General features: G+C 55.3%; 11 protein-coding genes. All 11 read right to left on the reverse strand.

What is annotated here, in order from left to right; translation table 11 throughout:
- Positions 1-17: 17 nt before the first annotated feature.
- Positions 18-1,991: a DEAD/DEAH box helicase gene (locus C4K39_RS15645; RefSeq protein WP_124346921.1), complete on the reverse strand. Its 1,974-nt coding sequence runs from the start codon at positions 1,989-1,991 to the stop codon at positions 18-20.
- Positions 1,988-3,868, reverse strand: coding sequence for a PcfJ domain-containing protein (locus C4K39_RS15650; RefSeq protein ID WP_124346922.1), 1,881 nt, complete (start codon positions 3,866-3,868; stop codon positions 1,988-1,990). The genes C4K39_RS15645 and C4K39_RS15650 overlap by 4 nt, the downstream gene beginning before the upstream one ends.
- 89 nt (positions 3,869-3,957) lie before the next feature.
- Positions 3,958-5,874 (reverse strand): type I DNA topoisomerase, encoded by a 1,917-nt coding sequence (topA, locus tag C4K39_RS15655; RefSeq protein ID WP_124346923.1) that lies wholly within the window; start codon positions 5,872-5,874, stop codon positions 3,958-3,960.
- Between the two features lie 95 nt (positions 5,875-5,969).
- Positions 5,970-6,167 (reverse strand): CrpP family ICE-associated protein, encoded by a 198-nt coding sequence (locus tag C4K39_RS15660; RefSeq protein WP_041774418.1) that lies wholly within the window; start codon positions 6,165-6,167, stop codon positions 5,970-5,972.
- A 705-nt stretch (positions 6,168-6,872) separates the two neighbouring features.
- Positions 6,873-7,379 (reverse strand): single-stranded DNA-binding protein, encoded by a 507-nt coding sequence (locus tag C4K39_RS15665; RefSeq protein WP_124346924.1) that lies wholly within the window; start codon positions 7,377-7,379, stop codon positions 6,873-6,875.
- 14 nt (positions 7,380-7,393) lie between these two features.
- On the reverse strand, positions 7,394-7,939 hold the full coding sequence (locus C4K39_RS15670) for a DUF3158 family protein (protein WP_124346925.1): 546 nt from the start codon (positions 7,937-7,939) through the stop codon (positions 7,394-7,396).
- Positions 7,936-8,667: a PFL_4669 family integrating conjugative element protein gene (locus C4K39_RS15675; RefSeq protein ID WP_085597419.1), complete on the reverse strand. Its 732-nt coding sequence runs from the start codon at positions 8,665-8,667 to the stop codon at positions 7,936-7,938. The genes C4K39_RS15670 and C4K39_RS15675 overlap by 4 nt, the downstream gene beginning before the upstream one ends.
- 459 nt (positions 8,668-9,126) lie before the next feature.
- Positions 9,127-10,398, reverse strand: a complete 1,272-nt coding sequence (locus C4K39_RS15680) for an STY4528 family pathogenicity island replication protein (protein WP_124346926.1) — start codon at positions 10,396-10,398, stop codon at positions 9,127-9,129.
- Positions 10,395-11,021, reverse strand: coding sequence for a DUF2857 domain-containing protein (locus tag C4K39_RS15685; RefSeq protein ID WP_085597417.1), 627 nt, complete (start codon positions 11,019-11,021; stop codon positions 10,395-10,397). Before C4K39_RS15685 ends, C4K39_RS15680 begins: the two co-directional genes overlap by 4 nt.
- A 43-nt stretch (positions 11,022-11,064) precedes the next feature.
- A complete protein-coding gene (locus tag C4K39_RS15690; protein ID WP_124346927.1) occupies positions 11,065-12,738 on the reverse strand; it encodes a ParB family protein in 1,674 nt (557 codons plus the stop codon).
- A 1-nt stretch (position 12,739) separates the two neighbouring features.
- Positions 12,740-13,066 (reverse strand): Arc family DNA-binding protein, encoded by a 327-nt coding sequence (locus C4K39_RS15695; RefSeq protein WP_124346928.1) that lies wholly within the window; start codon positions 13,064-13,066, stop codon positions 12,740-12,742.
- Positions 13,067-13,087 lie beyond the last annotated feature (21 nt).

The raw sequence follows: 13,087 nt of genomic DNA on the forward strand, positions 1-13,087 counted from the left end.
GAGTCCCCAACTGTTTTCTAACTAACAGTACCGATTGTGGCTGCTAACATTTTTTTGGCCAGCGCCTCCTGCTGCCCCTCGGGTTCTATCAGCTCAAGGCTTACTTGACGTTTGGCTAACAGCAGGTCCCACAACTGTTGGTCGATGCTGGCCTCTATCAGCGGTATTTTGACAATGACCATGCGCAGCTGGCCATTGCGATAGGCCCGGTCTTCGGCCTGATCTTGTTGACCAGGAGTCCATGGCAGCCCCAGGAAGAACACATAGTTTGCTGCGGTGAGGTTGTTTCCAGTGCCGGCGGCCGATGTGGTGCAGATGAACACGCGACAGTCTGGATCCTGCTGGAACCGGTCGATCGCCTTTTGGCGTTTCGCGGTTGAGTCGCTACCTACCAGAGTGACGTGTCCGATCCCTGCTTCTTCGCAGAGTGCTTTCAACGCGGCTACGGTTGGCTTGAATTCGCAGAACAGGATGACCTTGTCGTCTGGGTCCAGCTCGCTGAGCAGATCCATCGCGATGCGGATCTTCAACTGCTCGAGATAGAAGCGCAGCGCTCCAAGCCGGGCGAAAATCGGTTTGTCCTCAAGGCGGATGACATCATATTGGCGCCGCTCCTCATCGCTCATCGCAATCGCCAGGAGTTGTCGTTGCTTACCTTTCAGACCGGGTAAAACATCCTTGCGCCGGCGAAGCATCCAGTCCCCGAGTTGGGCTCGCAGGTTCTGGCGAAATTCTGGGCTGCCGGAGAATTGCTCACAGAAATCCTTGAGTGGTAACTGGCCGATCGGGTGCCCAGAAAGCCGCAACAAGGTGTGCAGTTCGGTTTCTCTGTTGAGGATAGGAGTGCCGGTCAACAAGTAGCGGTTGGGGATCTTTGCTGCAATGTCGAAACCGTGACGTGTCCATAGCGCGGTCGGTTCTTTCAGGCGGTGGGCCTCATCGATCACCATCACGGCATAGCGCTCAGCGACGGTCACGTAGTCTCCCAGGCGCTCGTAGTTAATGATCATCCACTGCGCCTCAGGGGCGAACTTCTGCTGCGCGACCGTAGCAGCGGGGTATACGGCGTGGATTTCGCGTTCCCAGTTGATGAGCAATGACGAAAGGGTGACGACTAAGATGGGTTGGCCTGCGGCCCTGATGTGAGCAGCAATCACCGCTTGGCGGGTTTTACCCAACCCCATGTCGTCCGCCAGCAGCGCGCTTGTGCGCTGCAGCAGATGAGCAATACCGACAGGCTGATGGTCGAGTAGGGAATACCCCTCCAGGGCCTTGGAAATCGCCTGCGCAGAGTATTCGGTGCGCTCGATAGGCGACACGGCTGCCAGGTAGATCTCATTGGAGACCTCTTCGGTGCTGGTAGCCTCCGTAGCCTCTTGTGGAGGGCCTCCTAGGCTGATCCTCGGCATACCCTCTGCCGGCGCTACGGAACCATCGTCCAGAAGCTCCTGAACGATATCCAGGAGCTCGATTTGTTCTTCCGCGAGCCCCAGTTCCAGGATGAGGTTGCTTCGAACCAGCTCAGCGGAAGCATCGATGCGCCAGGACGTGGATTTTCCGAGGAACACCCCGCGCATTCGCCTGGCCACGGCCACGACGCCGGGATGGTAGTCACCTGACAGCAGGACTCCCCTTCCAGCCAGCGGCGCAATTCGCAGTTGCATGCCCCAGATGAACGCATCGCGCTGAGGAGATGCTTGAGCCTGTTCCAGTTTCTCTTGAAAGCTCTGCCAGGACTCTGTGAACCGGTCTTGGCCCAGCTCGAGGAGTTCGTGGAACACCAGGTCGAGCTCGCTGTTGAGTTTGTTCTTGGGGATCCTCCAATGTCGGTTGAGCGGGTGCTCGCCACGGCGGATGAAGAATCCACCACGACGGAGTAGCACCTTGTTTGCCCCTTCGATGAAAGGCATCTGAATCCCGAAGTCATAGCCGTCAAACACGGCTTTCTCAATGAGTACGGGCTGTCTGTTCATCATGCGAGGGCGGCTCATGCGCGGCCCACCAGGTGACGGTCAACCCAATTTGCGACCTCTTCCTCCAGCAACTCTTGTCTCGATGAGCGTGTATATCGAGCCATTCCTCGGGTCAGGTTCGGCCAGCTCAGATTGGAAGTGATTGCTCCTGAATTCAGTTGAGTGAGAAACCAGTCAAAAGCTGTTTTCGCGGGAGTACCAGTTGAGACTGGTGCATTACGGTGGGCTCGTAATTGTGCGCAGAGAACTCTGGGGTTTTTCGATGAGGATGTAGTCTTTTTATCAATGCGTAGTTCTGCTGTAGCAAGGGAGTTGCTGTTGTGGCGTAGAGAAATTATTCGGCAGTCTCCCCTGTATGTGGAGTAGTCATAACTTCCCACGCAATGACGCATCCTGAGTTCTTCTTCAAATAAGTCATTTGGACAGAGAAGTTCAATGATTTCAATTCCGTTGGGGCAGGTGATAGGACCGCTCAACAATAATGGGGGCCATTCGAAAAGTTCATCGGCTTCTTCCAGGGCTCCCAGTGCGTTATCAATCTGGGCGCGGATTCTGGGTAAGTCTTGGTGAAACAATTCAACCTTATTTGCAATCTCTGCATAATTGCTTCTAAGGAAGAAGTCACTGACTTTTTTTCTCGCATCCAGTTTCTTGTGTTCGAGATTTCTATAAATCTCGGTGTAGTCCTTGATGCCTGCAATTACATAGGGCCAAGTAGAGTCATTCCAGGAGGTCGGGCATCCTTTGAATAGTAGATTCAGATTTAACTTCTGCTGACTTACATGAAAGAGGATTTCATAAGGCAGTTGTTGGATAAGATCCAGAAACACTTTCCAGTCTGAGCGATTCCGGGGCCGTCTATTACCGGCAGTCGCGCCGAGTAATAGGTGATGCCATCCAGCATTGCGACCCTCACGCTGCAACTGCGATAGAGCACCGCCTATGTGTCCAGGGCGACAGGTGCCGAGAAAGCGGATTGATGATTTGGGGGCCTTGAATAGCCAGGACAGAACATCAGAAATTGATATCCCCTGGTCTGCGGCTGCGCCGATGAGGTTGGCTTCTGCACCTGGAGTTATTGTGCCGTGAGCAGGGGTCAACTCTTGTACTGTGGGCCAAGGTGGGGCTTCGTACTTGAGTTCTCCTTGAGTTGGCCACAGGGGTAAATCGTCGCTGGAGTAGCTCAGGATGACTATCAGTGGAATCAAGACTGGTTGAGCTTTGATCGCCTGGAGACGTCTGGTCTGATCGCCAGCGGCCAGCCAGTTATAGACCCTGGGATCAGGGCATCGAGCAGATCGAAGCGCAAACAAAATCGCAGGGTCAAGATGTGAGCAGAAGGCTTTGATAGAGCTTCCAATCTGCTTCATGTAGAAGTTCGTGCGCGGCCGGGTGTAACGTCTGTGCGGCCCCCTCACTTCATCGCTCTGCAGCGTAACGCCTGCAAAAGTTTCACCAAGGTCCTCCTGGACAAGCTGCTGCCCCAAATGTCGAGCGCTCCTGCAGAACGAGGTCAAAACAGCACCGGCGCTTATCCTCCTCAAATTTTCAAGCCGCCCTGCCAAGCCCAGGGCTGCTCGGCTCGAAGGCGTACTCAGCGGGATCCGACTCTGCTTGGTAATGATTGCTGCCTTTATGGACCTACCGTCGAACCATTGCAGCATGCTACCGAGTCGACAGATCACCAGTGTTTGCCCCTGGTGCACAACCGATGTCGTCCAGCAGCGAGTTGAACTTGTAGAGCGCAGGTAGTCGCGCAAAAACTGGCGGCGTCGTGCTGCCGGGATGCAAAAGTGCTCGGCCCAGGTACTGGCTACCGCGACCTGCTTGGCCGAGTAGCACTTTAAGGTTGGGTCGGCTTCGAAAGGGTGGGTGGTGTCTTGCGGTGCTTCCATGGGCTCGCTCCTCGAGGAGCGAGCAGGTTCGCAGTCCGTATTGGACCCAAACAGCGGAAATGGATAACGGAAGGCCTGGGCATTCCTGGCTAGAGCCCTCTGGCCTTAGTCAGGTCGGGCTTTCCTTTGACCGATGGGTAGCTGACCTTGCACCCCGTATCCCGGTACCCGGAACACGCCCAGAAGTCATACCCGCCTTCACCTCGTTTCTGTCGTCTGACCAGGTGCTTGCCGCATTTGCCGCACAGGTACTGATGTTCTGGCTCTGTCGTTGTTGAGGCGCTCGAGCGTGCTGATTGCATACGGAGTGAAGGAGCGTCTTTGAGCGATGACAGTTCCCTCTGCAGGTGTTCGTAAAACTTGGAAACCACGGCGTTGTAGGTACTCTGGCCGTCAGCAATCTTGTCCAAGGCCCGTTCCATGCTGCTGGTGAACTGGGTCTGCACGAAGCTAAACCGGCCTTCGAGTTGGGCAATGGTCTGCTCGCCGAGCGGGCCTGGTACAAGCTTTCGCGCCTCCTCAATCACTTGGGATCTGCTGGTGATGTTCTTGATGATCGATGCGAAAGTTCCCGGCCGCCCAATGCCCTGACGCTCGAGCTCCTTGACCAGGCTGGCTTTCGTGTAGCGCGGCGGTGCCTTGGTTTTCTGGTTCAGCACTTCGCCATTCAGCACCGGCAAGATCTGCTTTGGCTCCAGCTTTGGGATCTCGTTGTTGGCTGATTCAGCGCCCTCTTCATCCGTGTCGTCTCCCGCCAGAAGCTGCATCCATCCGCGGTAAGCAACAGTCCTACAAGATCCACTGAAACGCAGAGGGCGTTGATCTGGGCCTTTCGCCAAGAGCTTCACAATCCTGGCGTCATAGATGGCATCTGCGAGCTGACTTGCCAGAGCTCGGATCCGGATGAGCTTGTACAACTGACGCTGCTCATCATCTTCCCCTGCAACCTCGTCCGCCCAGGTCGTTGGGGCGATCGCGGGGTGACCCAGTTGGGCTCCCTCCGCTGCCCTGAACTCCCTTCGCTTCTCAACCGCTGGTATACCAAGAGCTTGTGCAACAGCGCGGATGTCACCCATGACATCGTCACCGACGTTCGGGTTGTCTGTCCTGTGGTAGGTGATCACGCCCTGTTCATACAGTCTCTGAGCGATCTGCATGGTCTTGTCAGGGTCCCACTTCAACGCAACGCTCGCCGCTTGTTGAAGGGTTGAGGATATGTAGGGAGGGTAGGGGGCTCGGCGTTCCTTGGAGTCTTCGCAGGACTCCACAATGACGTTCCTGACCCCGGCGACCTGTGCAGCCAGGGTGCCATCCAGCACATACGGGTGTTCCTTGGAGGCGAAGTCTGGAACGGTCACCCAGTCAGCCGTCCAGGAGCTACCAGTCGTTTGGTTCTGGAACTGCAGGCGAACGCCAAAGTGGTGAATGACCTTGAAGTCGCGGATCTCGCGCTCCCTCAACACCACCAGGTAAACGGCAACCGACTGCACCCTGCCTGCTGTTGTGGGCAGTCCAAGCACCCTTCGTAGCTCACCAGTCACCAGATAGCCAACGAGCCTATCAAGGACTCGCCGGCACTCCTGGGAAGCCACCAGCTGGGCGTCAATCTTGCGCGGATTGGCCAGCGCCTCCTTCACCCTCGATTGGGTGACCTCGTTAAAGGCAATGCGTTTGTAGTCGCGGATCCGCAGTGTCTGCTGGATGTGCCAAGCGATACTTTCACCTTCCCGATCGGGGTCAGTTGCGATGTAGATTTCTGTTGCCCGGGCCAGAGCTTCGCGCATCGTCTTGATCCTGCCGGAACTCTTATCCCTGATCGTGTACACGGGGCGTAGGTCCTTGAGCACTCCGGCAGTGATCATCGTGTCGTCGTGTCCCTTCTCGGGAAGATCCCGTATGTGGCCGCCACTGGCGACCACCTCCCAATGCTCGCCCGGCCGTAGTTTCTTGAGCATCGGGGCCAGCTTTTTCAGCTTGCCCGGCGCTTCGATGATCATGAGCTTCATGTACGTCCCCGTAGTCGTATTCAGGACGCACTGTTGCCTGCAGGTGAACGGCCCACAACGTGAAAAGGGTTCTTGAGGAGGGCTTAATTTGTGGATCAGCTAAACGCAAATGTCAGCTGCTGGGCGCGCTTGTACCCTTTCAACCAGGAGCTGAGCATGGCAGGGTGCTTGTAGGGGCAGGCATGGACAGGGAACCCTTTCTGCGCGGCTGCTGCTCCAGCGGCTTCAACAGTGGGGTGGGGATTGTTGAACTTACGCCTGTCAATTTTGACTCGGGCAGGCTGGTCAGTCATCACAGCTTCCTCTCGGTCGTGACTGGCGATCTACGAACAGAATGATCTTGCCAGCTGTAGGTTCGCGATGTGGCGCGATTTTTTGATTTAAGCGCTCCACATGCACACAAGTTAGACGTAGCAGGCCGAAGTTGCTAGCGAGAATAGAGTCCTTGAATAGGAGCGAATTTAACTCCCTTCCTGGGCAGCGCTGCTTGCAGCGCCCCTTCTGGTCACGTCTCATCCGTTCTTGCCGAAGTGACTTCCCGAAGTGCGCGGCGGATTTTCCAAAGGGGGGCAGTGCCAGCACCGAAGCGCTCAGTAATTCCGGCCTTGGGGGAGTGTTGCGGCCCGCAACACTCAATCCGAGCTGTCCTGCAAAGGGATCTGACGCAGCTTGTCTACGAACTCCATGGCTGTGAGTTTCCCGTCAATTCGATCCTCAAGGATGTCCGCCAACAAGGCCTGCTGGTCCTTTGACAGCTTGCGATAGAGCTCCATTAGGTCTGGTTCGCTGGGGTTTCGTTTATGAGGCATGGGACCAATGTTCTGTCGAGAGATAACGGTGAAAAGCTCCCGCCACATAGGCTGCACGAAGAACGCCTCCAATGTCCCTATTGGAGGCGCAAGTGTGAAACAGGCAGGTTTATCGGTGAAGGATAATCACGGATTAACGTCCTTGTCACCAGAGGCTGCACGAATGGCGCGCCAAAATTAAGGAGGGGGTCACACAGGAATATCGTCATCAAACCCATTGCCGTATTGGCTCAGGTCGTCAGTGTGTTGTACTGGTTGTTGGGCTGGGTTCTGCTGGCGTTCCGGTCTGCTGTTTTGCTGTGTGTTTTGCCGCTGGCCGGTATTGCTCGATTGCGTCATGGTCACCTGGCTAACCCGGTGAGGCAGCATAGCCACACGGCTCGCTTCGACCTTCAGTGCCCAAACATCCTCCCCAGTTTCCTTGTCCTTCCATGTGTCCATGATGGCTCGCCCCGTGACGACGACTCGCATGCCTTTGCAGAACAATTGAGCAAACCGCTCAGCATCGGGATGCCACCATTCAACGTTCGCCCAAAAACCACCGCGGTCCTTGTAGCCCCCGGCGCCGTCGGGGATCGAGTTGTCGAACATCACATTCAACCGCAGCAATTGCCGCGGCTCGTTGTTGCCGTTGGGGAAGGATTTGTGTTCCGGCGGATTGCCGATGTTGCCTTCCCAGACTACGGGAGTACCCATGGTTGAATCTCCGATCAGTTGTGTTGGTTTTGGTTGGTGAGCTGCTGCAGTCGAGCTAGATATTCGGCCTCGGCCTGGCCCATCTTTGTTGCGCACTCGGCGGCCTGCTTGCCGATGAAATGGACAAGGCTGATTTGCATATTCAAGGTGATTCGGTGTTGCTCCAGGGCAAGCAGGTCCTGCAGCAAGTTGGCTGGTGTCTTGGGGTGTTGAACCATTGCCGCCCATACACCGAACCCCATGCGCCGGTCTTGAACGCTTTGCCAGCGCAGGAAAGTTGTGCCAGCCGATGTGTTCTGCTCGATGAGTCGAACGGGTAGAAGGGCGAATGGATGTTCGCGGACCTGGGCCAGCACCTCATGAACTAGAGCGCGCAAACCTGCCTCCAGTGCTGTGCATTGCTCGGCTAACTGGTCCAGCTCCCCCTTACCTTTAAAGGGCTTTAAAAGGCCTTTTAGTGAGGCACCTTGTTGCAGCCCCTGATAGGCACCCTGTTGCAGAGGTTTGAAGGCACCCTGTTGCAGGTTTCCCAAGGCGCGGCCACCGATGCTTTGGGTCATTCCTCACCTTCATCAAAAGGCTCAGCTTCGAGTCGTTCGGACAAGGTCGGTTGGCCACGTCGGATCTCGGGCGCGAAGGACGAGCGGCGAGTCCCTTCAAGGATGTCTTGAGGGATCTCGCCGGCCCGTTGGTACATCTGCCGGGCCTGCTCTGCCCGGGCGTTATTGGCTGCGAAGTCATCGCGGCTTGCACCTGAGAAACGATATTGCTGGGCCAGTCCAAACAGGCTGCGCAGGATATGAGCCCCGTCATCGATCCAGACTTCGCCATCCCGTCTACCAATCAGACCGACATGCTTGGCCAGCAGAATGCGGCGCACGATCTCGTCGTATTTGGTCAGCAGGTAGACCGACTTGAAGCCCAGGGGGTTGGAGATGAAGAGGGGCAGTTTCATGGGGTGAGTCGACAGGTTGGTGCCGATGTCGATCATGGCCGGTAGCTGAGCCATGACATCATCGAGGCGCTTATCGATCTCTGTCAGGGCTGCATCAGACTCGGCGATCTTGTCTTCAATCCGGATGATCCACCAGTCCGAAAATGGGTCGTCCTGACTGGCACCACGGTCCATCTGATTGACTCTGGAGCAGAAGCCGGCGAGCCCAAGGATGCTGTTCTTGGATTCGCTTTGCTGGCGTCCCAGCCAGATCCTTGCAGCGTGGTGCGTGTGAAGGGTCAGTTGAACCTGGCTCCGAAGGGAGCCGATGTTGAGCTGAAAGTTGTCAGCCATGGGCATGGATTCCTTGAATAAGGTGGGGAAGCCAGCCCATGCTGCTTTTGTAGGGATGCGCGTGCAGTAGTAAATGGATAGCCGAGGTGTTTTGGTTTTGGGGATTGGCGTGTGAGTGTGTCGTGCCCCTTTCCACTGGAACGCTCAGCAGATTCCGGTCTTGGTGAGCTGTTGCGGGCCGCAACACTTGCTTGGCACCGGTGGCCGACTTTGGCAGCGTTGCCAGTGGTACCACTGGAGCGCTCAGCAGATTCCGGTCCTGGTGGAGTGTTGCGGGCCGCAACACTTTGTCGGCGCCGATGGTTGCCCCGGCCAGTGTTGCCAGTGGCAACACCGGAGCGCTCAGTAGATTCCGGTCCTGGTGAAGTGTTGCGGCCCGCAACACTTGCGAAGGCTCGATGACCGACACTGATCACCGATATCACTGACAGTAGTGAATCGCTTATCAAGGCTATGTCCTCACTCACTACGTCTACTACCGCGGATATTCAGCAGTTTCTGTAAGCCACTTAGCGCCAGTTGGGCAGCCTGAGTCGCCTCAGGGGTTGGAGGAATGCTCGGTGTAACTTCCGTCGGCAGGGCAGTGGTGGGAGGGGCTGCTGGAGCTACGATTGGCTGCCAGTCAGAGTTGAAGTCCCCACGTTTTGCTTTGTCAGCCAGGGTCTTGAGGTAGGCCAAGGGCTTGCTCAGTCCGCCCACTTGGCATCTGTGGGACCACTGGTTGATCACTGCATCGCGTAATGGCTCAGGTACTGACTGCATGATCACTCGAACTTTCCCTCGAGTGTCAGGTGGCAGCGATTCGAGAGCGATGAGCCAATTCGCGCCGATGGAGTCTTGATCTTGTACAAAGCTTTTAGATACAGACTTGTTTGTATTTGTATACGTACTATATGAGTTCGGATTCCGAACTGAGTCCGAACTCGGCTGTTTTCCACTGAGTTCGGAATCCGAACTGAGGGGTAGAGCGGTCTGTTTTCCTGAGTTTTCACTGAGTTCGGAATCCGAACTCAGGCCAGACGCGGCAATATCTAACTGAGTTCGGATTCCGAACTCAGGTGCAGGAATCGCTTCAAGCTGACTTTTTACTGCCCAAGGTTGTGCGTTTAGCCGATCGCTTATGGTCTCGATGCGAGAGGGAAGACGGCGGCCGACATCCGCATCATCGGTGAACTCTCGCCAGGTCATTGCTGCGACTTCTTGGATCGCTCTGTTCTGATGTTCTTTAGACTGCATGAGCAATGTCATGTAGTCCTTATCGAACTCCAAGGCTTCGGCTGGCGTGACTGGTTCGTCATGCAGTAGATAAACGTTACCCTGCACCTGACCGCTGATCTCGTTGCGTACCTTGCGGCCAAGGCTCAACCACCTAGTAAGCCGAAGAACAGTCAGTGCCTTCGCAACGGTTTCACGTGAGGCATGTTTACCAGGTGTCATTCCAAGATATGGACGAAGTTGGTCATATGTTGGAAAGGCGGTTATGCCGTCTTCATTGATGAGCAAGCGAAACACTTGCCAGCAATTCCGCTCCAACGGAGTTAAACGGTCATCTAGAAGGAGTTTGCGCGGTACGGTTTCGTGCGGGTTACCACTAAAAATAATGCCCGCGTAGGTAGTCGGTGATGCGGTGTTGAGAGCGACATCTTCAGCTTTCTTTTTCAGCAGGTGTGCCTCGAGGTGACCCGAGGCAGAATCGAGTAGCGTAGAAATGGGGAACCGAGCAAGCTTCATTGCGTATGTTCGCCTTGCTCAAGTCGCCTCGCTTGCCGATCTCGATGGTTGTTCTCGGGGTAGATGCGGTTTTCAATCCAGTGGGTAATGAAGGACCAGATCTGGGCCAGTGTTAACCCGTCAGCGATTAACTCTTCCGCTACCAGCATTGCAATATCGAGCATGGCCAGGCTGTCCTCTAGCGAAACCTGGTTTTGCTTCATCAAGTTAGTCCAGCGATACCAGATCTGATGTTCCTGATCCTCGGATACTGCCGGCCATCGGCCATGTGGGGCTTTGACGCCGATCACTGCTCTCTGCAACGCAATTTCCTGCGGCGAGAGCCCAAAGAAGTTTTTGAGTAACTTGGTGGTCGCACCCAAACGAATTGCACGTTCAATAACGCGCGCTTCTTCTTCAGTCCGAGCTGCATTCGACAGCAGCTTCTGAATCATTGAACTGTTGATGCTGACGTTTACCCAGGTGACCGGCGTATTGCGAAGTAGGCTCAGCACTGTCGGGTGCTGGATCTGGCCCAGCACCTCAGGTTCTAACCCCATTTCCCTACAACGTTGCAACTGGCCGTTGCGCACCAGGTCGAGAAGCTGAGACAGAACAGCCTCATTGATCGTTGACTTGGTCATGGACCCCCTCCTATTCATCCCATCCGGATTGTCCGGCCCTGGCCTACGCGGACTGCTTGATCTCGATGTCGATCAATCGGCGTGCAAGTCGGATGATTCTGAAAAGCTTCACTAGAGCGCCGTCGTTAATGCGACCTTGATCGTGAGGCTCAATATCTTTTGTTGATGGCTGACCGATGAGCAGTTGGCCCAGACCAGCTGCAAACTCAAAGTCTTCCAACGAGCTCAAGTCCGCATCAGGACTCTCCCTGATCATTTGCAATGCGATTGAAACTGCCCCGCTTAACGACTGGAGGAGGGTCATGGTGTGCACAGCCGTGGCAGTGACTTCAGACTCCTCAGTTGGCTGTCTATAGGAATATCCAATGCCGGCTGGAATTTCGGTAATTTGCCCTGGGGCATTCACCGACTCTTGAATCTCCAACGCCAGCTGTGCGATGTGTTTTCTGAGCTGTTCCGACGAATCAATCTCGCGTTCGATGTACCAGAGGTCACTGATCGGGTTGAGCCCGCCTGCTTGCACGGGAATCGATTGAAGGCAGTTGGAGTTGAAGTCGGGTAACTGCTCACCTTCGATTGCGGCCAGCTTCTTTTTCATCTCGATAACTCGAGCAGTCTGTGTAACGGGCGAGGCTATATGTCCATCTATACGAGCCTGCATCTCGGGTGAAGGAGATCCAGGCTCGTTTGGACCAGAATTCGACTGGCTGGTATTTTGGCGAGAGGGTTGATTGTTTCCTGGGGCAGTGGATCCTTGAGGGGAGGGTGCCGGTTTCTCGCTCGGCGCCGACTGCAGAAGACCTGCGGCTGGCAAGGGGTCATTTGTTGGCAATTGGACAACTGGGGTGGATCGACGTAGCTGATCTTGCTGCTGAGTGATTTCTAGGAGGATGTCTTCGTATCCCAGCGGCAGGGACTTCTTCATCGTTCCGATCAATTCGTCTTGGAAGCGTTGATACAGGAACTCCTCTGCCTCTCCTTCGAACTGAGCAAGTACATCCTGGAAGAGCATCTCGAAGTCAACACCCTCGCCTGTGTAGTGTTTTTCCCAACATGTGAAACTAGTTTTGCGAAGACTCAAAATTTTGGTAATCCGGTCAACACCTAAACCGGAGTACAAGAGTCCTGGTATGGAGGGGAGGAGGTGTTGAAGAGTGTCAAGCATCCTACTGACATGTGAGGCGGAAATTGGATAGCCATCTTTTGCCAGCCGGCGTGACAACTCTCGAACCCCGATAGGCTCCCCTGATTCTGATTCGTACAGAGCTTTAGCTCGGCCAACCCCAACTGCACGTTCGATGAACTTGAGCTCGCCCTTCAGGTCCTCGGCCAAATGGCCCGTGAGCATGACGATCTCACCTCGAGCCTGGTCCCATGGCCTAAACAGCAGATTGATCCGGTAATACTGCTCATCACCGGTTTCCTGGTAGAGCTCTTTCAGAATTGAGATGCGAGTATTACCGCCGTTGCGGATCCGATACTTCTCCTCACCTGGTCGACGAGTTACGGGTGGAGGTGTGTCCAGCCCCCGATTGCGGATCGACTCCTTGATCTCGTCATACTTCGGGTTACGGGTCGTCCTTGGGTTGTCCTCCCAAGGCAGTACCTCATCGATGGTAGCCACGATTGGAGTATCGGCTAAGGGATCGCTGAGGACCGTTGTAGCAGCAGAAGGGGAGAAACCCGGGGCTAATAGCCGTGCTTTAAGATCTGTCACGTTACACCCCCGCGCTCGAGTTCATAGCAGGGAATGCCGCACCCGGAGTACCGCACTTGAACAGCTCCAGAATCTCCTGGACGTCTTCAGTGGAAGGGCAGGTGGCTTGTAGCAACCGATCAATGATCCTGTATGCGCGCTCAAGATCTGCCTGGAGCGGGTTGGCTGTATCAACCTGGCCGACCAGGAGTGAATGTTCCAACCGGTTAATAATCTCGCTGTTCATGGAGCGGGTGTTGTCCCGTGCGACCTGGGCAATACGATCACGCATGCCATCAGGAAGTCGGACGACGAATTTGTCTGCTGTGCGGGAAGTAGTCTGGTCCATAAATTTTCTCCTGCTGATCCT

Origin of the sequence: Pseudomonas sessilinigenes, from assembly GCF_003850565.1 — a bacterium.
In the GTDB taxonomy this organism is placed as follows: Bacteria; Pseudomonadota; Gammaproteobacteria; order Pseudomonadales; family Pseudomonadaceae; genus Aquipseudomonas; species Aquipseudomonas sessilinigenes.